Annotated in this window: 20 protein-coding genes; 9 read left to right on the top strand and 11 right to left on the bottom strand. The window is 49.2% G+C overall.

What is annotated here, in order from left to right; genetic code table 11:
• Positions 1–45 precede the first annotated feature (45 nt).
• The gene (gene crcB, locus ACFQ2T_RS01030; RefSeq protein WP_379029295.1) at positions 46–417 is read right to left on the bottom strand and encodes a fluoride efflux transporter CrcB; all 372 of its coding nucleotides are present in this window, start codon (positions 415–417) and stop codon (positions 46–48) included.
• 94 nt (positions 418–511) lie between these two features.
• On the opposite strand from crcB, the gene glgA reads away from it, so the two are divergent.
• A complete protein-coding gene (glgA, locus tag ACFQ2T_RS01025) occupies positions 512–1,966 on the top strand; it encodes a glycogen synthase GlgA (RefSeq protein WP_379029292.1) in 1,455 nt (484 codons plus the stop codon).
• Positions 1,967–2,112: 146 nt separating this feature from the next.
• Here the strand turns inward: glgA and orn are convergent, their stop codons facing one another.
• Positions 2,113–2,679, bottom strand: a complete 567-nt coding sequence (orn, locus tag ACFQ2T_RS01020; RefSeq protein ID WP_379029290.1) for an oligoribonuclease — start codon at positions 2,677–2,679, stop codon at positions 2,113–2,115.
• Positions 2,680–2,797: 118 nt separating this feature from the next.
• On the opposite strand from orn, the gene ACFQ2T_RS01015 reads away from it, so the two are divergent.
• The 3 genes from ACFQ2T_RS01015 to rsgA are packed head-to-tail and all read left to right on the top strand — an operon-like array spanning position 2,798 to position 5,218.
• Positions 2,798–4,045, top strand: a complete 1,248-nt coding sequence (locus ACFQ2T_RS01015) for a M48 family metallopeptidase (RefSeq protein ID WP_379029287.1) — start codon at positions 2,798–2,800, stop codon at positions 4,043–4,045.
• Positions 4,042–4,341 (top strand): cytochrome c, encoded by a 300-nt coding sequence (locus tag ACFQ2T_RS01010; RefSeq protein WP_325240868.1) that lies wholly within the window; start codon positions 4,042–4,044, stop codon positions 4,339–4,341. Before ACFQ2T_RS01015 ends, ACFQ2T_RS01010 begins: the two co-directional genes overlap by 4 nt.
• Position 4,342: 1 nt before the next feature.
• Positions 4,343–5,218, top strand: a complete 876-nt coding sequence (rsgA, locus tag ACFQ2T_RS01005; RefSeq protein ID WP_379029284.1) for a ribosome small subunit-dependent GTPase A — start codon at positions 4,343–4,345, stop codon at positions 5,216–5,218.
• 202 nt (positions 5,219–5,420) lie between these two features.
• Here the strand turns inward: rsgA and ACFQ2T_RS01000 are convergent, their stop codons facing one another.
• Positions 5,421–7,292, bottom strand: coding sequence for a PQQ-dependent dehydrogenase, methanol/ethanol family (locus tag ACFQ2T_RS01000; protein ID WP_379029281.1), 1,872 nt, complete (start codon positions 7,290–7,292; stop codon positions 5,421–5,423).
• Between the two features lie 372 nt (positions 7,293–7,664).
• Between ACFQ2T_RS01000 and ACFQ2T_RS00995 the strand changes: the two genes are divergently transcribed.
• On the top strand, positions 7,665–8,792 hold the full coding sequence (locus ACFQ2T_RS00995; protein ID WP_379029278.1) for a GntR family transcriptional regulator: 1,128 nt from the start codon (positions 7,665–7,667) through the stop codon (positions 8,790–8,792).
• A gap of 334 nt (positions 8,793–9,126) precedes the next feature.
• Here ACFQ2T_RS00995 and ACFQ2T_RS00990 read toward each other — a convergent pair whose 3' ends face one another.
• The 5 genes from ACFQ2T_RS00990 to ACFQ2T_RS00970 form a co-directional block, all read right to left on the bottom strand.
• On the bottom strand, positions 9,127–9,654 hold the full coding sequence (locus ACFQ2T_RS00990; protein WP_379029275.1) for a PepSY domain-containing protein: 528 nt from the start codon (positions 9,652–9,654) through the stop codon (positions 9,127–9,129).
• A 175-nt stretch (positions 9,655–9,829) separates the two neighbouring features.
• The gene (locus ACFQ2T_RS00985; RefSeq protein WP_379029273.1) at positions 9,830–10,624 is read right to left on the bottom strand and encodes a thymidylate synthase; all 795 of its coding nucleotides are present in this window, start codon (positions 10,622–10,624) and stop codon (positions 9,830–9,832) included.
• A gap of 14 nt (positions 10,625–10,638) precedes the next feature.
• A complete protein-coding gene (gene thrC, locus ACFQ2T_RS00980) occupies positions 10,639–12,072 on the bottom strand; it encodes a threonine synthase (protein WP_379029270.1) in 1,434 nt (477 codons plus the stop codon).
• Between the two features lie 62 nt (positions 12,073–12,134).
• On the bottom strand, positions 12,135–13,448 hold the full coding sequence (locus ACFQ2T_RS00975; protein ID WP_379029267.1) for a homoserine dehydrogenase: 1,314 nt from the start codon (positions 13,446–13,448) through the stop codon (positions 12,135–12,137).
• 60 nt (positions 13,449–13,508) lie between these two features.
• Entirely contained in the window at positions 13,509–14,735 is a 1,227-nt protein-coding gene (locus ACFQ2T_RS00970) for a pyridoxal phosphate-dependent aminotransferase (RefSeq protein WP_379029264.1), read from the bottom strand.
• A 161-nt stretch (positions 14,736–14,896) separates the two neighbouring features.
• On the opposite strand from ACFQ2T_RS00970, the gene ACFQ2T_RS00965 reads away from it, so the two are divergent.
• Positions 14,897–15,286 carry an Mth938-like domain-containing protein gene (locus ACFQ2T_RS00965; RefSeq protein ID WP_379029261.1) on the top strand — a complete coding sequence of 130 codons (390 nt, stop codon included), beginning with the start codon at positions 14,897–14,899 and terminating at the stop codon, positions 15,284–15,286.
• Positions 15,287–15,296: 10 nt separating this feature from the next.
• Here the strand turns inward: ACFQ2T_RS00965 and ACFQ2T_RS00960 are convergent, their stop codons facing one another.
• Entirely contained in the window at positions 15,297–15,845 is a 549-nt protein-coding gene (locus ACFQ2T_RS00960) for a DUF1439 domain-containing protein (protein ID WP_379029258.1), read from the bottom strand.
• Positions 15,846–15,924: 79 nt separating this feature from the next.
• On the opposite strand from ACFQ2T_RS00960, the gene ACFQ2T_RS00955 reads away from it, so the two are divergent.
• Complete coding sequence (locus ACFQ2T_RS00955) at positions 15,925–16,422, top strand: Tfp pilus assembly protein FimT/FimU (protein ID WP_379029255.1); 498 nt, start codon at positions 15,925–15,927, stop codon at positions 16,420–16,422.
• Positions 16,423–16,514: 92 nt separating this feature from the next.
• Here ACFQ2T_RS00955 and fabB read toward each other — a convergent pair whose 3' ends face one another.
• Both fabB and fabA read right to left on the bottom strand, forming a co-directional pair.
• Positions 16,515–17,738: a beta-ketoacyl-ACP synthase I gene (gene fabB, locus ACFQ2T_RS00950; protein ID WP_379029253.1), complete on the bottom strand. Its 1,224-nt coding sequence runs from the start codon at positions 17,736–17,738 to the stop codon at positions 16,515–16,517.
• 64 nt (positions 17,739–17,802) lie between these two features.
• Positions 17,803–18,318 (bottom strand): 3-hydroxyacyl-[acyl-carrier-protein] dehydratase FabA, encoded by a 516-nt coding sequence (gene fabA / locus ACFQ2T_RS00945; protein ID WP_379029250.1) that lies wholly within the window; start codon positions 18,316–18,318, stop codon positions 17,803–17,805.
• Between the two features lie 264 nt (positions 18,319–18,582).
• Here fabA and ACFQ2T_RS00940 point away from each other — a divergent pair, with 264 nt between their 5' ends.
• A complete protein-coding gene (locus tag ACFQ2T_RS00940; protein WP_379029247.1) occupies positions 18,583–19,599 on the top strand; it encodes an AAA family ATPase in 1,017 nt (338 codons plus the stop codon).
• Between the two features lie 27 nt (positions 19,600–19,626).
• A complete protein-coding gene (locus ACFQ2T_RS00935; protein WP_379029244.1) occupies positions 19,627–20,484 on the top strand; it encodes a DUF58 domain-containing protein in 858 nt (285 codons plus the stop codon).
• The last annotated feature ends 5 nt before the right edge of the window (positions 20,485–20,489 follow it).

Genomic DNA, 20,489 nt, shown 5'->3' with positions numbered 1-20,489 from the left:
TTTTTTATATAACTTGCAAGATCAAGTCTTAACTCAAATCCTCGCTCACTGCCACCGCAGCACACACCAATAGCCGATTACGGTCAGCACTATCGATGCGATGACATGGCTGCTGATGTAAAGTATGGCCCAGCCGTAATGCTGCTTTTGCAGGAGTGTGAATGCTTCAGCCGAAAAAGTGGAGAATGTGGTTAATCCGCCTAGAAAGCCGGTGGTCATCAGCAAGCGCCATTCCGGTGATAAACTCGGCACTGTGTGCAAGACGCCCAATGCTACGCCCATCAATAAACCACCTACCGCATTTGCCAGGAATGTACCCATCGGGATCACCCCTATCCCATTCAGGCCAACCGACAAGCCCCACCGAATCCAGGCGCCTATACTTGCGCCAACCGCCACTGCTAGCCAGGATTTCATTTTAATGTCCTTCTAAAACCATTTCAGGCAATGTATCATAACTTGCTAGTGCCACTGCCTATCCCATTCATTCTGTTGATTTAAAGAGATTCCCTTGCGTTTATTATTTGCCACTTCAGAAATTTTCCCCATCATTAAAACAGGAGGCTTAGCAGACGTCAGCGGTGCATTACCAACTGCATTATTTGCCACCGGCCTTGACATTCAAATCGTTCTGCCTGCGTACCGTGGCATTCTCGCCACTTGTGAATCACCACACTTGCTTGGCTCACTACAAGTGTTTCACGATATCCGATGTGATATCTACCAGACCACACTGCCCGGCACGCAGATTCCATTGCTGTTGATCGACTATCCAGAACTATATGACCGCGAGGGCGGGCCTTATCATCACCCGCAGTATGGTGAATGGCAGGATAATGCCTTACGTTTTGGCGTACTCTCCAAAGTTGCCGCCCTGCTGGCGATGCCAAATGATTTACAGGTATGGCAACCGGATGTGATCCACTGTAATGACTGGCAAACCGGCCTGACACCTTATTATCTGCGCCAGATGGGCAGTAAAACCAGATCCGTATTCAGCATTCATAACTTAGCCTTCCAGGGTAACTTTCATGCCGACTGGCGCCACCGCCTGACTCTGGATGAGCAGGACTTTAAATCCGAAGGTTATGAATTCTTTGGCCATGTTTCCTTTATGAAAGCGGGATTGTACTACGCCGATGCGCTGTCTACAGTCAGCCCGACCTATGCCAAGGAAATCCAGACCGAGCAGTTCGGTTTTGGCTTTCAAGGGTTGTTGCGCTACCGTTCAGCAGATTTGACCGGCATCCTCAATGGCATAGATACGCACGTGTGGGACCCGGCAACCGATGCCTATTTGCCAGTGCACTACAGCGTCAAAAAAATGCGCTGCAAAAAAGAAGTCAAACATGCGTTACAGACCGAACTGGGGCTGGCCCTGAATGCCGACGCGCCTTTGCTTGGAGTTGTGAGCCGCCTGACGCACCAGAAAGGCCTCGATATGCTGGCGACCATTGCCCATCAACTGCTGGACAACGGCTGTCAGCTGGCGGTGCTGGGGAGTGGTGAGCCCGCGCTTGAACAGCAATATCAAACCCTGATGCAACTGTATCCCGGGCAAGTCTCGGTCACCATAGGTTATAACGAACCCCTCTCGCACCGCATCATGGCGGGTACCGATATTTTCGTCATGCCTTCGCGTTTTGAACCATGCGGGCTCAACCAGATGTACGGCCTGCGTTACGGCACTATTCCTGTGGTAGCCAACACGGGTGGCCTGGCAGACTCTGTGCATGGTGGCGTATTGAATGCGGAAGGGAAAGTGCCTGCAAAAATGACAGGTTTTGTAATGCCTTATCATAACCCCTGGACACTTTTGGTCACCTTGCGTCAGGCGATTGCGATATTTGCCAATTCTGGTCAGTGGTTACAACTACAAAAACAGGCGATGCGACAGGATGTCAGTTGGGAAACGCGGGCAAAACACTATCAAAAACTATATGAGACGCTGTTTCCAGGTGGATAAGCGCTATAAACGAAATGAGGGAGGAAAGTTGGCACAGAAGATGCTAATTACTAATCAAGCTTCTCCAAAGCTAACTTCTCCTCCCTCAAGGCGCCCAAGTAGGCGTCTTTTTTTTATCCTGCATTTGCTGCTTATTCTGGTGCCGCTTACTCTGGTTTGGCTGGCGGTGTCATGACCAGGAAATGCTCACGGTAATATTTAAGCTCATCAATAGACTCATAAATATCTGCCAATGCTTCATGACGGCTGGCTTTTTTAAAACCTGAGTAAATATCCGGGCGCCAGCGACGTGATAATTCCTTGAACACGCTGACATCTAGGTTGCGGTAATGAAAAAACTGCTCCAGCCTCGGCATGTAACGCGCCATAAAACGTCTGTCCTGACAGATAGAATTACCACACATAGGTGATTTGCTGGCAGGCACATGCTCTTTCAGAAAGGCAAGCATGGCATCCGTCGCCGCTTCTTCATCCAGGGTGGATGCTTTCACTTTTTCAATCAGGCCACTGCGCCCGTGTGTGCCCTTATTCCATGCATCCATGCCATCCAGTACAGCGTCAGACTGGTGAACCACCAGTACCGGAGACTCTGCAATCACATTCAATTGCGCGTCCGTCACCACCGCTGCCAGCTCAAGAATACGATCAGACTCTGGCAACAAGCCACTCATTTCCATATCCAGCCAGATTAAATTGTCCTGATTAGTTGCCAATTGTGTGCCTCACGTCATGATTTCCATTAAAATGAAACATTATATTCAGTTCAGTGAACAAGGTGGATATTAATCCATCAAAATAGCTAACCGAAATTACTTAGCCAATCAGATTGATATGCCTGAACTCTTTACTCAAATTTTTATTACTGTCATTGTCATCAGTCTTGCTATCCGTGTCTGGCTTGGCTTAAGGCACATCCGGCATATCCAGCAAAACCGCCAGCAGGTGCCTCAGGCTTTTGAGGAAACAATCAGTTTGGAAGCGCATCAACGTGCGGCCGATTACACCACTGCCAAAGTCAAACTGCGTTTAAGTGAAACCATCATTGAATCGGTGGTGCTAGTTGTCCTGACGCTGGGCGGCGTATTACAAAGCCTTGACCAACTCTGGCAACAATGGCTACCTGCGCATGAGATCATCCGTGGCGCCCTGGTGATTTGTTCGGCAATGCTCATATCAGGTGCTGCGACATTGCCGTTTGATTACATTCAAACCTTTAATGTCGATGAAAAATTTGGCTTTAACAAAATGTCGCGCGGCATGTTTTTTGCCGATTTGATCAAACACAGCGTGGTGGGCCTGCTATTGGGCGGGCCTCTCCTGTTCGTCGCTTTATGGCTCATGCAAGGCGCAGGCGACTGGTGGTGGTTGTACCTGTGGCTGATCTGGAGTGCCTTTAACCTGTTTATGCTGGCGGTGTACCCGATCTGGATCGCACCACTCTTCAATAAATTCACGCCTATGGAAGACCAGAGCCTGAAAGCCCGCATCGAAGCATTGATGAAAAAATGCGGCTTTGCCAGCCAGGGTTTGTTTGTGATGGATGGTTCTACCCGCTCAGGTCACGGTAATGCCTATTTCACCGGTTTCGGTAAAAACAAGCGCGTAGTGTTTTTTGACACCCTGCTTGAGAAACTCAACGCCGATGAAATCGAAGCTGTGCTCGCCCACGAACTGGGGCATTTCAAGCATAAACATGTGATCAAACGTATCGTCATGATGTTCGGCCTTAGCCTGCTCGGTCTGGCATTACTGGGTTTCCTCATGAAACAGGACTGGTTCTATCATGGCCTGGGCGTGGCACAGGCCAGCAACCATATGGCTTTATTGCTGTTTATGCTGGTTAGCCCGGTATTTATGTTTATCCTGCGTCCTTTGCTGGCGGCGTATTCACGCGTCAACGAATTTGAAGCGGATCAATATGCCTCGCAGCAGTCTCGTCCACAGTACCTGATTGATGCGTTGGTCAAACTCTACCGTGATAATGCGTCTACGCTGACGCCAGACCCATTACACTCGGCATTCTACGATTCGCACCCGCCTGCCAGTTTGCGTATTGCCAAATTGCAAACTTACGCATGAAATCACTCGCCATCACTGTTTTCTTAACATTGCTAGTCACAAATGTACAAGCGGCTAGCAAAGCTGATCTGCTGGCAGGCGAAAAACTGGTGAAAACGCATTGCATCTCCTGCCATGCCAGTAGCTTTGGCGGGGATGGCAGCGGGATTTATACCAGGGAATACCGGAAAGTACGTTCTTTCAATGGCCTGAAAGCTCAGGTCACCAACTGCAACACCATGCTCAATCTCAAGTGGTTCGATGACGATGAGCAACAGGTGGTGCAGTATCTTAATCAGGCTTACTATCATTTCTAATATGCTGGAAGAAGGCTTGATTGTCGCTGCCTTTGGCAAGCGCTATAACGTTGAGCTGGCCGATGGCCGCAAACTCAGTTGTGTCACGCGCGGCAAGAAAGTCGATAACGCCGCAGGTGACCGTGTCTCCGTCAAACTCACTTCCAATAAAGAAGGCGTCATCGAGAAAACCGCTGAGCGGGAAACGCTGCTTTATCGCAGTAATGCCTTTAAAAGCAAAATCCTGGCGGCCAATGTCACACAAATACTGATCGTACTGGCAACCCAGCCGAGCTTTTACGAAGACTTGTTAAACCGTTGCCTGGTGGCAGCAGAGGCCGCTGGCATACGCGCAGTGATCATCCTGAACAAGAGTGACCTGCCTAACCCGGATGCGGTGGAGAAGCTGGCCAGATATGCACAGCTAGGCTATATCTCATTACCACTCAACGCCAAAGAGTCGGTAGATGCATTAAGACCCATGCTCGCCGGACATACCAGCATATTGGTCGGCCAATCGGGCATGGGAAAATCGACTATCATCAACGGTTTATTGCCCGAAGTACGTAGCAAGACACAGGAAATCAGTACCACGCTGGATAGCGGCAAGCACACCACAACGGCGACACATCTATATCACCTGGATGGTGACAGCGCCATCATAGACTCACCCGGCTTGCAGGAATTCGGCTTATATCACATCGATAGCATCGCCCTTGAGTATGCATTCCTAGAATTCAGGCCGCATATTGGTCACTGCAAGTTCAATAACTGCACGCATACACACGAGCCTGGATGCATGATCCTGGAAGCGGTTGCCAAAGGTGAGATCGCCCCGGCTCGACATCAGATTTTTCAGCAGATACGTGCTGAAAACGCTGTGCATATCTACGGCTAGACGCTTAACACCATTCTCTTCAGGCCAAGGACGTTTTATGGCCGGTTACATTTCCAGCGCATACTCAAGCTCAGCACACAACTTATTCTATATTTTTGCTGCTTAATTCTATTGTTGACCTATCACAAAGCAAAACACCCTGCCGAAGCAGGGTGTTTCTAAGTCAACGTATTTCTAAAGTAACTCTGAGATAAATCTCAAATTACAGTGCAAACACGTTCAGTGCACCGCCGCCAGGAGCAGCGTTGTACTTGGTCAACTCTTTGTAACCACCAGCAGCACCCAGTGCATCGGTGTCACTTGTCATACCCAAGTTCATCGCCACGCCAGCCCAACCACCGATACCTGAGAAGATACCAACGTATTGTTTGCCTTTGTTACCGTAGGTGAATGCGTTACCGATCGCACCTGAACCCACCTGGAATTTCCACAGTTCTTTACCAGATTTGGCATCAACGGCTTTGAACCAGCGGTCCAGGGTACCGTAGAACACCAGGTCAGTTGCAGTTGTCAGCGCACCACTCCATGCGGAGAATTTCTCTTTGTTGTACCAGACTTTTTTGTTGGTCATTGGGTCATAAGCAGCAAAGCCACCCATCACGCCGTCAGGACCAGCAAACATAGTCAATGTAGCACCAACCCATGGTTGACCAGCAACATATTTAGACTCAACTGGTTCGTATGTCATACACACATGGTTCAGTGGAGAATACATCAAACCGGTTTTTGGTGAGTAAGCAGCTGGCTGCTGGTCTTTAGTACCCAACGCAGCCGGGCAGATACCTTTAGCGTTGTAGTCCTGGTGAGTTGAATAACGGCCATCTTTGCTTGGTACGCCAGTTTTCAGGTCTACATCAGCAGCCCAGTTAACAAACGGGTGTACTTTTTCAGCAGCAATCAAAGAACCGGTGTTTGCATTCCATGTGTATGCGAAACCGTTACGGTCATGGTGCCATGCGTATGTTTTGCCACCTTTGTCGAACAGGATGACTTCGTTCACGCCATCATAGTCCCACTCATCGTGTGGTGTCATTTGCATCGCCCACTTGGCTACACCTGTGTCCAGGTCACGAGCAGTCACTGTCATAGACCATTTGTTGTCGCCTGGACGTACGTCCGGGTTCCACACAGATGGGTTACCAGCACCGTAGTAAACCAGGTTTGTTTTGGCATCATATGGCCACCAGCCCCATACGGAACCGCCACCATGTTGCCAGCCATCTTTGATCGCCTGTGGTTTCAGCCAGGTACGTGTACCCAGTTCTTTTTCACCACCTTTGATTTGTGAGGCTTCAAGACGCTTGAATGAACCGCCTTCTTTGTTACCACCGTTTACGTCCTGGTAAACGGAAAGCGCGTTATACAACGGATTGTCTTTGTTGGTGTTTGCGTCGTGCAATGTTTCAGCATCCGGGCCTGTTGAGTAGGCTTTCCATGCCAATGAACCATCTTTCAGGTTGTATGCAGCGATAAAGCAACGTACGCCGAATTCAGCACCTGAACAGCCGGTCAAGACTTTGTCTTTGATCACGTGTGGTGCGTTAGTATTAGTCGCGCCAACTTTTGGATCAGTGTTTTTCACTTCCCAGATTTTTTTGCCGTCTTTAGCATCTAAAGCAACCAGCATACCGTCGTTCTGTTGCAGGAAGATTTTACCGTCGCCAAAACCCAGGCCACGTGTCACGTTATCACAGCACAAAACAGCCTGAACGCTAGGGTCTTGTTTTGGGAAATAGGACCAGACGATTTTCTGGTTATCGTTCAGATCCAGCGCATAAATGTTGTTCGGGAAAGCAGATACCAGGTACATCATATTGCCTACAACGACTGGAGAACCTTCGTGGCCACGGTTAACACCGGTAGCGAATGTCCAGGCAGCTTTCAGGTTTTTGATATTACCTTTGTTGATTTGTGCCAGGCTGCTGTAGCCCTGGTTATTGTGTTGACCGCGTGGATGTGCCCAGTTATTCGGGTCTTTCATAGCGGCTTCCTGGTCAGCAGCGGCAAAAGCCAGTACTGGCAAGGCAATTGCTACGCTGGCAGCTACGCCAAAAGCAGTTTTGATTTTCATCATAGTTATATCTCCGGAGATAAATCACATGTAGCAATATTGTAAAAATATTGAATAAACGTAAAAACATATACGCGACGCTTAGTTTGCTACCGGACTAGGCTTCCAGTGCTGTTACTCATCCTGTTACAGATGTATCACTTTATTAAGCGGTTGTAACTGTAATATAGATAAGGCGTGATGACAGCCAGCCAGTTTCGGGTTTTATTCATGGGCCAGACAAGGAATTTTTCCGAAAACTTTGTTGAATTGCATTTCTTTTGTATCATGCCTGCATTGGAGGACACGTCCTAGTGTGATCTTCAGGTAATTGCGGCACCTTCTTCAAGAGGGTATCGCGTTTTTACTTGATAAGAATGAAGGCAAACACTGGCCGTGCTCAGACCCTGGCATTATTCCCTGGTATTAGATAAAGAAGCTGCTGCCTCTATCCATCAGCAATTGATAGTCCATTTCCGCACCATGATCGAAGGCGGATCGTGGCTGGGCGGCAGCGCCCTCCCCAGCTCGCGCGATATTGCGCAACGTCTTGGCATCAACCGTAAAACGGTTTCCCGTGTCTATGAAGAATTATCAGCACTGGGGCTGATTTATACCCAGCCCAAGCGCGGCACCTTTGTCACGTTAACCGCGCGTGCCAAAGACGCATCTACGGCGGTGTCACCTGATTTTGATAGCCATGCAGCTGCCTTGCCTAGGCCACAGGCAGACCTTAACTCCCATAGTATCCACACCCTGATCCAGAAAACCAGCCTGCATCATATCAGGCGCGCTGCATTGCATATGCACAAATTGCAAACGCATGATTACGATGCGACCGGCCTGTTTAACCTAAAGCATATGCTGGCAAACTTGTTAGCGCATGAAAAACGCTTCCTGGTATCGCCTGACCATATTGCCTGCGGCAGTTGGCTCGCGCTCCAACATGCGGTGCTCCACAGCCTCAGCCCTGAAGACGGTTTACTACTGGTAGACCATACTATCAGCCAAACACTGGTTACTCTCCTGCAAAAACAGGGGATTCATGTGATTAAAATGGCGGAAACCGCAGGCAACAAGGCATCCATTTTTGCCGAACAGATCGAGAAATATTGCATCAACTATCCGGTATCCGCCTTATGGTGCAACACTTCTGCCCTGTTCAATAACCAGAATTATGTGGCGGATCAGGCTTTGCTGGCGCAAAAACTGGCTGACTATCGCCTGTTGCTGATTGATGACCAGCGCAGCAGCTTTCCACTGAGCCAGGAAAGCCCGCCGCCATTAGCCAGCAAATATGCCAGAAGCCTGATGCTGGGAAGCTTGTACGGCGACTTTTGCGATACTTTTAACCTTTGCTATGTCGCCAGCAACGAAAACCTCTCCAGCGCTTTCCTGGGCGCATTGAATGAGCAGCACCAGCAAGCTTCCTTACTGAATATGCTGGCGCAAAGTGAGCTGATCAAACGCGGTGAATATAAAAAGCTGCTGACGGGAATACATCGCTTTTTGCAGGCTGCTTGATCCAGACAAGAACTAACTGGTTGTAAAAAGGCAAAAATACAACCAATCGGTTGTAATAAACCACCAATAATTCGGGAAAATTTCCCATTGACACAAAAAAACGTTTTTTCAATCATGCGCTTAAAAAGCGGCTTCAGCCTGGCATGTAAAATGCTATTTATCAGACAGGGAGTGAACTATCACTAGGACCGATATGAGCAACTGCAAACTTGCTCCTATCGGGGTAGACGCTCCCTAACTTGCATATTGATCTCATGCAAAAAAGGCACCGCGCATGCGGTGCCTTTTGACTGACATGAATGCCGGCTTAAAAGCTGGCAATTCAAATAAGTTATTACTCTTGGCCGATTTGGTAGACTTCGTAGCTGGTTTCAACGATTTTACCAGTGGTCGCATCAACTTCCACTTTCACTTCTTCGTTATCAGCTTCCAGAATATCAAACTCGTAAGATGCTTTACCGTCTGGCTCAAGCTCATACTCTGTTTCAACTACTTTACCTGGATGTGCAGCCAGTGCAGTTGCTTTCGCATCTTCTTCAGATACTTTGGCTAATGCCTTGAATCTTTCGTCATCAGCAGTCACTTCTTCTTCTACTTCAGTGACCTTGCCAGTTTTGGCATTGCACTCGATATCCCATGCTTTGCCATCGTTAGATTGCACGTCAAACTCGTATACTAATTGCTTGCGCTCTGATTTGGCTTCCAGTTTAACGATTTTGCCGTCATGCTTGGATAAGGCTGCCTTTACGCACTTGCCCAGGCTATCGTAGGCTTTTGGCTTGATGGTTTCGTGGTCAGCAAATGCCTGACCGGACAATACACCGCACAGCGCGGCAGTGATAAGTGACACTTTTATTTGCATTTTGATCTCCTTGTTAAATGTCATGATTGAGGTGCGATGCACAAGCTAGGGACTCTTGCATCACGATACATAACGCGAAAAAGGATATCAAAAACAGCTTATTTTGTTGCAAAAATTACATCTTGTTAACAAAATGGCTAGAAATAGCCACTTGTCAATCATTTTAGCCACTGGACTATACGGCGACTGGCGCCTTGATGGCCGGATGTGGATCATAACCTTCCAGCATGAAATCCTCAAAACGGAAATCAAAAATATCTTTTACTTCAGGGTTAATACGCATGGCGGGTAAGGCGCGTTCAGAACGCGACAACTGCTCCTTCACCTGCTCCATGTGGTTGTTGTAGATATGCGCATCACCCAGCGTATGCACAAAATCGCCCAATTCCAGATCACAGACCTGTGCCACCATCATGGTCAGAAGCGCATAGGATGCTATGTTGAATGGCACACCAAGGAATATATCTGCGCTGCGCTGATACAGCTGGCAGCTCAACTTGCCATCTGCCACATAAAACTGGAAGAATGCATGACAAGGCGGCAATTTCATCTGGTCCACATCGGCGACATTCCAGGCAGACACGATCAAACGACGCGAATCAGGTGTTTTCTTGATCTGATTGACGACCTGAGTGATCTGGTCAATATGAGTGCCGTCAGGTTTTGGCCAGTTACGCCATTGATAACCATACACCGGGCCGAGGTTACCTTCAGCATCTGCCCATTCATCCCAGATTTTCACGCCGTTTTCTTTTAAATAGGCAATATTGGTACTGCCTTTTAAAAACCAGAGCAACTCATGAATAATGGATTTCAAATGGACTTTTTTGGTGGTCAGTAAGGGGAAGCCTTCTGCCAGATTGAAACGCATCTGGTAGCCAAATACCGAAATCGTGCCGGTGCCGGTACGGTCGGTTTTCTTGTGCCCGTGTGCAAGCACATGGTTAAGCAGGTCATGATACTGTTGCATGTACGGGCTCCTGATTAAGTGTTAGCGACTATAAAGGCTTTGATGGCATCAACGCTGGCATCCATGACGGTGGATTTCTGCGGCAAGTCTTCCAGGCCATGCAGGCTGTCCGGACGTTCAGGCTTTTCACCCAGCGCTTCGACGATCGCATCTTCAAACTTGGCAGGCAAAGCCGTTTCCAGCACCAGCATGGGCACGTGCGGATTGCGTTTTTCCAGCGCGACTTTCAGGCCATCGGCCGTATGCGTATCAATGGTGACGCCATATTTTTCTTTGGTTGCACGGATGACTTGCAGGCGGTTAGTATGGTTACTGCTACCTGAAATAAAACCAAAATCTTTCACTTGGTCAAAGTAGCCATCTGCATTCAAGTCAAACTTGCCGCCATGATCGACAGCGGTCCATAACTCGCGCACCCTGGCGCTATCCTGCCCTACCAGGTCATACACAAAGCGCTCGAAATTAGAGGCTTTACTGATATCCATGGATGGGCTGGACGTATGGTAGGTATTGGCCGCGCCGCGCGGGGCATACACACCAGTCTTGAAGAATTCATCCAGCACGTCGTTTTCATTGGTCGCGACGATCAATTGATCTACCGGCAAACCCATCATGCGCGCGATATGCCCGGCACAGACATTACCAAAGTTGCCGCTAGGCACGGTAAAGCTGACTTTCTGGCTATTATTGGCAGTGACCGCCAGGTAACCTTTGAAGTAATAAACGATTTGCGCAGCAATGCGTCCCCAGTTGATAGAGTTAACGGCACCGATTTTATATTGCGCCTTGAAAGTGTGGTCGTTAGACACGGCTTTGACGATATCCTGCGCATCGTCAAATACGCCTTTCACGGCAATATTAAAGATATTGTCATCTTGCAGGCTGAACATTTGTGCAGTCTGGAAACGGCTCATCTTCTGGTATGGCGACAGCATAAACACCCGCACGCCTTTTTTGCCACGCATGGCATATTCCGCGGCAGAGCCGGTATCACCTGAGGTTGCACCCAGGATATTGGTGGTCTGGCCGGTTTTGGTCAGTACATATTCGAACAAATTGCCCAGCAATTGCATGGCCATGTCTTTAAAGGCCAGGGTTGGCCCATTGGACAGGCTCAACAGGTACAAATTGTCTTCCAGCTTTAGCGTAGGCGTGATGTCTTCGGCAGACTGACCGGCACGTGCATATTCATATACTTCTGCCCGGTAAGTCTTGTCGATAATGGTTTTAAGGTCAGCGTGCGGAATATCGCTGTTATCCACCAGGCGAGACAATATGGCAAATGCCAGCTCGCGGTAATTCATACCGCGCATGGCGGTCAGGTCAGCATCGCTGAATTGCGAGTATTGCTCAGGCAGATACAGGCCGCCATCCGGCGCCAGGCCGCCCAATAATATTTCACTAAAACTCAAAGCGGGCGATTGTCCGCGGGTACTGATATATTTCATTCCATTTAACCTGATGTATTAGCGCCGATCCAGAAATTATTCCGCAATCAGCATGGCAATCGTTAGCGGGACAATGTTTCCAGACGGATTTTGGTCAATGCACCGTCAATGGCGGGCAACGCCTCGATCTTGGCAATGGCGGCATCCATGATTTTTTCCTGCGTGGTATGCGTCAGGATGATGATATCAGCCTCGGCCTCACCTTCTTCCGGCTCTTTTTGGAGCATGGCATCAATGGAGATTTTCAGGTCTGCCAGAATCTTGGTCACATCTGCCATCACGCCCGGCTTGTCAGACGCACGCAAGCGCAGGTAGTAACCAGAATGCACATCAGCGATCGGCAATACCGGCAAAGCCTGCTGCTGATCCAGCTGATAGCCGAGGAAAGCCACGCGTTGTTCAGCGCTAGTGCCTTGCAGGCGGGCAATATCCACCAGGTCAGCAACGACTGCACTGGCCGTCGGCTCTGCACCTGCACCGGCACCGTAGTACAAGGTTGGTCCAACAGCATCGCCCTTCACTACCACGGCATTCATGGCGCCATCAACGTTGGCGATCAGGCGTTTTTCAGGAATCAGGGTTGGATGTACACGCAACTCCACACCAGCTTCTGTCTTTTTGCTGATGCCCAACAACTTGATTCTATAACCTAACTCTTGCGCATACCGGATATCCTGGCTGGTCAGTTTGGTAATGCCTTCGGTGTAAGCCTGCTCAAACTGCATGGGCGTGCCAAAGGCAATGCTGGCCATAATAGTCAGCTTATGTGCAGCATCAATGCCTTCAACATCAAAGGTCGGGTCCGCTTCCGCATAACCCAAACGCTGCGCTTCTTTGAGCACATCGGCAAAGGCCAGGCCTTTGTCGCGCATCTCGGTCAGGATGAAGTTGGTCGTGCCGTTGATAATACCGGCCACCCATTCGATTTTATTGGCACTCAAGCCTTCACGCAGTGCCTTGATGATAGGAATACCACCCGCAACCGCTGCTTCAAATGCAACAATCACGCCCTTTTCAGCCGCTGCTTTAAAAATCTCGTTGCCGTGCACTGCTAGTAAAGCCTTGTTGGCTGTGACCACATGTTTGCCATTGGCGATCGCTTTTAACACCAGTTCTTTGGCGATGGTATAGCCACCGATGAGCTCGACCACGACATCCACTTCAGGGTTATTCACTACTGCAAAAGCATCATCAGTCACATTCACCTGGCCGCCAGTGATTTGCCTGGCCAATTCAAGATTACGGTCTGCTACCTGCACAATACGGATATTGCCGCCAATACGGCGTGCAATCTCTGACTGGTTACGCGTAATCACAGTGTATGTGCCGCCGCCTACAGTGCCGATACCTAACAAACCTACTTTTAATTCTTTCATATTCACATTCTATAACTTAGTCACACTTTAAAATGAATCAGTAACACGCTGTGGCACGCGCTACTTTGCATGTTTCTTGCGGTAGCCGTCCAGGTAACGGCCTATGCGGGTCATCGCCTCTGTCAGGTCATCGACATTGGGTAAAAACACCACCCTGAAATGGTCAGGTGAAGGCCAGTTAAAGCCGGTGCCTTGTACCAGCAATACTTTTTCTTCCAGCAATAAATCCAGAATAAATTGCTGGTCATCCTGGATAGGATAGATTTTAGGATCCAGCCTGGGGAACAGGTACATGGCCGCTTGCGGCTTGACACAGCTGACACCGGGTAAGGCGGTCAACATGTCATAAGCCAGGTCACGCTGCTTGCATAAACGTCCGCTGGGTGCCACCAGGTCATTGATACTCTGGTAGCCGCCCAATGCAGTTTGGATCGCCAACTGCCCTGGCACATTGGCGCATAACCGCATCGAGGCCAGCATATTCAGGCCTTCGATGTAATCCTTGGCAGGTTTTTTGTCACCAGAGATAATCATCCAGCCCGAACGATAGCCACAGGCGCGATAGTTTTTGGATAACCCGTTAAACGTCACGAACAATACATCATCCGCCAGCGAGGCAATTGAAGTATGCGTGTTACCGTCGTACAACACCTTGTCGTAAATCTCATCGGCGAAAATAACCAGGCCATGGTGACGCGCAATCTCGATAATGCCTTCCAGAATCTCTTGAGGATACAGCGCGCCAGTCGGATTGTTAGGGTTAATAATGACAATGCCCTTGGTGTTGGCAGTGATCTTGTTTTCGATATCCTTCAGGTCTGGCAACCAGCCTGATTTCTCATCACAGATATAATGACGCGCACTGCCGCCAGCCAGATTCACTGCCGCTGTCCACAATGGATAATCCGGCATCGGGATCAATACCTGGTCACCATTATTGAGCAGGCCCTGCATCGCCATCACAATCAGCTCAGACACGCCGTTACCAATGATGATGTCGTCTATGGTCACCCCTTCAATATTTTTTTGCTGGGTGTAATGCATGATGGCTTTACGCGCCGCAAACAGGCCTTTGGAGTCGGTGTAGCCGGAAGCCTGGTCCATGTTATGGATCACGTCCTGCACAATTTCTTCAGGTGCGTTGAAACCGAATGGCATCGGGTTGCCGATATTCAGCTTGATAATGCGTTGCCCGTCCTCTTCCATCTGGCGCGCACGTTGCAAAACGGGGCCGCGGATGTCATAGCAAACGTTGCTGAGTTTATTGGATTTATTGACTGGCTGCATACACTGTTAACAAACACATTTAGCGTGTGTTAAGCTCTTAAAGTAAAACTTTCATTCTACCTGCAAACCCTTGCTTCATCAATGAACGACATGATCAGATCATGGTCTTGCAAGAGAGATTGAATGTTTTATTTTTGAATGTTTAGAGATGAGCACGACGCATGAAATTACACCTGCATAAAAGCGATCAGCAATACCAGATCAATGGCGTGGATAGCCAGGCGATTACCATCAATCACCAGCCATATGCGCAGCCGCTGATCATCAGTGACGATGCCCTGAGTACCGACTGGTTTAGCGGCGACTGGGAAAGCCTGGGTGCGCAGGCACTGGAGGCGATCCTGGCATTCAAGCCTGAAGTTGTGCTCTTGGGTACCGGAGACAAACAACGCTTTGTGCACCCCAAGCATCTGCAGTCTTTTTTAAATGCACATATCGGGGTGGAATGCATGACCACCGCAGCGGCTTGCCGCACATTCAATATCCTGACCGCAGAAGGCCGTAAAGTGGTGGCTGCGCTATTGCTGGAAAAACATTTGATGACAGCCTAAGCGGCTTTAATTATTGCGGCTTCAAGGTCACTTGCACTTCGTCGGCGGTGACGCGCAAGTCAGTCGGCTGGTAGTGCGCGCCGCCATAGACCAGCTCTTCCGGCTTTACCTCGTACAATACCAGTTGATTCAACCACTTACTGCCTATCTCTCTTGCCATTTTTTGCAGCATGCCATTCCATTCGCTATTGGCCCCATCCAGCTGAATCGCATCAATCGCAGGCTGATCCAGTATTACCGCATGACGGGCCGCATCAAATTTAAGCAATCCTGACAAACTTGCTTTACCGGTGGCCGAGTTGGCCAACAGGTCGCTGCCGATGTTGGCATCCATGGTGGTATGAATTCTGCCCGAGGCGGGGTCTAGCGTGACCAGCGCATTGGAAAGCTGCACATGAAATACCCTCATCACCGTGAACGGTTTTGCCAGCTTGCTGTTCAGCTTTTGCTGAATCTGGCTGGCACTCATGCTGACCGTACGTTCACCCATCATGGTGGCACACTGACTCAGCAACAGGACGACTACCAGCGCTGAAAAAATGGTTTTAAAAAGACGCATTTGTAAGCCTTCATTAACACTTGCAACATTCATCAAAAATTGACATTCGCTTCATCTGGCTGCGGTAATATACCGCGCGATGCGTAAAAATCATACGACCAATTATGGCTTCACTTTAGTCGAACTGGTGATTGTCATGCTGATCATGTCAGTGCTGGCAGTCACTGCTTACGCACGCATGTCGAAAACAGATTCACAGGCAAGACTGGCATCACTGCAGTCATTCAAAGCCACAGTATTGTCAGTCGCCACCATGGCGAAAGGCATGTGCATCTCTGATCCGCAATGCGATATCGATCAATACCAGACAACGTCTTCAACGACGATTGAAGGCAAACCCATTTTATTCACCGGCAGATATCCGGTGGGTTTGGCACCTAATGGCGCGGCAGGATTAGACCAATTGATGATGCCTGGCAGATTTACCATTCAACCGGCACTTTCTGATACCAACCGTGCCACTTACTTCCTGGCCGGTGCGCATGACGAAAATCATTGCAAGCTGGAATACAGCATCACTTCTGCACCTTCAAACCCTTCAGTATTATCCGTCACCATAGACAGCAGCGGCTGTTAAGCAAATCCTCAGGCATTTAAAATGCTGCGCTAAAAAAAATAAAAGTGTGCTCCTGATTCCAGGAACACACTTTTGATGATGCTGACTGATGCCTAGAGATTTTTGGTGGACAGTGTCAATGTGGCGTTAGTGCCACCAAAACCAAAGCTGTTCGACAACGCAGTCTCTACTTTGGTCGAAGTGATCGGCTCACGCACAATATTCAAGCCTTCCGCTGCCGGATCCAGGTTATCAATATTGGCAGAAGCCGCAATAAACCCGTGTTGCATCATCAGCAAGGTATAAATCGCTTCATTGACGCCCGCTGCACCTAACGCATGACCAGACAAGGATTTGGTCGAAGCGATGGCAGCCTTGCTATCGCCAAATACTGTGCGGATAGCCTCAAGCTCTTTGGTGTCGCCTACCGGTGTGCTGGTGCCATGGGTATTGATGTAATCAATCTCGTTGATATCGATACCTTGCAGCGCCTGCTGCATGCAGCGAACAGCGCCTTCACCGCTTGGTGCGACCATGTCATAACCATCCGACGTTGCACCATAACCAACCACTTCAGCATAGATGTGTGCGCCGCGGGCTTTGGCATGCTCGTACTCTTCAAGCACGACGATGCCGCCACCACCGGAAATCACAAATCCGTCACGGTCAGCATCATAAGTACGCGAAGCCTTGTCAGGGGTTTCGTTATATTTGCTGGAGAGTGCACCCATGGCATCAAACAGGTAGCTCATGGTCCAGTGCTCTTCTTCACCGCCACCGGCAAACACAATGTCCTGTTTATTCAGCTGGATCTGCTCCACGCCAGCACCGATACAGTGTGCACTGGTAGAACAGGCGGAGCTGATGCCGTAATTGACACCTTTGATTTTAGCGCCAGTTGCCAGGCACGCCACAATGCCGCTGCTCATGGTTTTGGTCACCATATAAGGGCCGACACGGCGTATGCCTTTTTCAGCCAGTGTATCGGTGCCTTCCAGCATGCTCTCTGTAGAAGTACCACCCGCCCCGACAATCAGGCCGGTGCGTACATTGGAAACCAGGTCTTCCGGCAGTTTGGCATCGGCAATCGCTTCCTGCATCGCCAGCCAGGCATAGGCGTGCCCTTTGGCCATAAAGCGCAACAATTTGCGATCTATCAGCGCCTCGACATCCAGATTTTTGATAGAGCCAGCCACATGCGAACGCAGACCACGCTCGGCATATTCCGGTTGATAGGTAATGCCTGAACGGCCTGCTTTCAGGCTGTCCAGCACTTCCTGCTTGTTATTACCAAGACTTGATACGATACCAAATCCTGTAATCACTACGCGACGCATTGCGCCTCCTTAGACTTCAACACTATAGATTTCAGAACTATAGATTTCAACACTATAACGACTTCTAGAAATTGTCTGTGGTGGTAAACAGGCCAACACGCAAATCATGGGCATTATAAATCTCACGGCCATCAATTTCCATGCGTGCGTCTGCAATACCCATCACTAATTTACGCATGATCACACGTTTCAAATCAATGTGGTAACGAATCATTTTAGCGGTAGGCAATACCTGGCCGGTAAATTTGACTTCACCTGACCCCAGTGCGCGACCACGTCCAAGGCCACCTTTCCAGCCAAGGAAAAACCCTACCAGTTGCCACATGGCATCCAGGCCCAAACAGCCAGGCATGACCGGGTCACCGGTAAAGTGGCATTGGAAAAACCATAAATCGGGGCTGATATCCAGTTCTGCAATGATCTCGCCCTGCCCGTATCTACCACCTTCATCAGATATTTTAACGATCCGGTCAAACATCAACATTGGTGGCAAAGGCAGCTGTGCATTGCCTTCACCGAACATCTCACCCCGGCCACAGGCCAATAGTTCTTCTTTACTGAAACTGCTTTTTCCAGACATGTAATTTTAATTTTTCGGATAAAAACAATATTTTCGCCGGAAATCGCGTTTAGTCAAAGCTTTTTGTCAGCCCATAAATATACAGACCTGTATACTTTTGAATAAAATCTAGGTAAGATTCCCTAAATTGTTACGGAATTTTACATATTAGAAATTATCGTTTTATCAGGGTTTGGGCGATAATCTGCGACAAATGCCTGTTAAGAAATTACAATTTAGTTACAATTAACTTTCAAAAAATTATATTACGTCAGGAAATCAGCAATGCATGATCAACAACTAGCCGATTGGCGAGTACACGCGTTAAAACTTGAATCAGAAGTCAATAAAGTGGTGGTCGGTCAGGAAAGCCCGGTGCGGTTGATTACGACTGCAGTATTTGCACGAGGCCATGTATTGCTTGAGGGTGATGTCGGTGTAGGTAAAACGACGCTGCTGCGTGCCTTTACCCGCGGTATTGGTGGTGGTTACCAACGGATCGAAGGCACGATTGACCTGATGCCGAATGATCTGGTCTACCACACTTACCTGGGTGAAGATGGTAAGCCGCATGTGAGCCCGGGTCCGTTGCTGATGTCTGGTCAGGATTTGTCGATCTTCTTTTTTAACGAAATCAACCGTGCCCGCCCGCAAGTGCACTCCCTGATGTTGCGTGTGATGGCGGAACGTACGCTGACTGCGTTTAACAAAGAACATTACTTCCCGCATATGCTGGTATTCGCGGACCGTAACCAGGTGGAAAGAGAAGAAACCTTTGATATCCCATCCGCGGCACGTGACCGCTTCATGATGGAAATCCCGATTTTAGTGCCACCTGCGCACGACATTATGGAATCGCTGATTTTTGATACCCGCTTTCATGATGTAGACCAACTGATCAGCAATGTCGAAGCCGATGTACTGAAATTTGATCAGCTCAACAGCTTTGCCAAAGTCATACAGGAAAATATTTCTGCCAGCCCTGCCCTGCGCAAGTACGCGTTAAATCTGTGGTTAGCCACTAAAGACCCGCTGGCTTATGGCATCAAGGTATCCAATGTGGATATGAAACGCCTGGTGTTGTCCGGCGCCAGCCCTCGCGGTATGGGTATGCTGCTGCGTGCTGCCCGCGTCAATGCCTGGTTAAATGAACGTGATGCGGTAGTCCCTGAGGATATCCATGCCGTATTCCATGAAACCATTGCCCACCGCCTGGTATTCAGCCCGGTATACGAAATGCGCCGTACGGAAATCGCGCGTGAAATGCTGTCCGGCATTATCAATGCTGTCTCTGCGCCTTAATGCACGACTGAACTGACCGCATATCCTATGGATTACATCAAGGAATTCAGCTACCACATCAGCTGGCGCTCACGCTCCCGCCGACCTGGTCGCCATAAAAGTAACCAGCGCGGCATGGGCATGGAGTTTCGTGGTCATACCACACTGCTGTCATATCCCGACCCGCGCCGCATTGATATCCGCCAAACCATACGCGACCCGATGGAACAGGTATATGTGCGCATTTTCAACCAGAAAAGCGCAACACCGGTGTTTGTCATGTGTGACCTGTCAGGGTCCATGCAATATGGTGTGCCGCATACCAAACTGACCACGGCAGCGGAAATCACGCGTTCAGTGGCGCAATCAGCGACCCGTAACGGCGATCCGGTGGCCTTTGTCGGTTTTGATGATGAACTCAGGGATGAGTGGCTGAGTACCTTATCCGCCAGGCCACACAGCATGCTGGAACTGGCTGATCGCCTGGAAAATCATTTGCCGAGTGAAGTAGGTGCCGGGGCATTGATCCATAGTGCCCGCCTGCTGCCACGTGAACGCGCATTGATTTTCCTGGTTTCCGACTTCCATATGCCGCTGGAACACCTGGAAGAAACCCTGTTGCTAATGCTACGCCACCACATCGTGCCGGTGGTGTTATGGAACAGCACCGAATATAAAGACCTGCCGGAGTTTGGCATCACCAGCATTAACGACCCGGAAACAGGTGAGCGCCGTACCCTGTTCCTGCGTGCGTCTTACCGGCAACGGATACTGGATACCTTTGCTGCCAGACGCAAGGCCATCGAAGATATATTTATGAAATTTGATATGCAGCCATTTTTTGTGGAAGACACGTTTGACGCAGACCTGCTGTCCGACTATTTCCATCAATACGTGACTGTCTGAGGAAT

Origin of the sequence: Methylophilus flavus (assembly GCF_042678905.1) — a bacterium.
GTDB lineage: Bacteria > Pseudomonadota > Gammaproteobacteria > Burkholderiales > Methylophilaceae > Methylophilus > Methylophilus flavus.
This window is presented reverse-complemented; position numbering and strand designations above follow the sequence as displayed.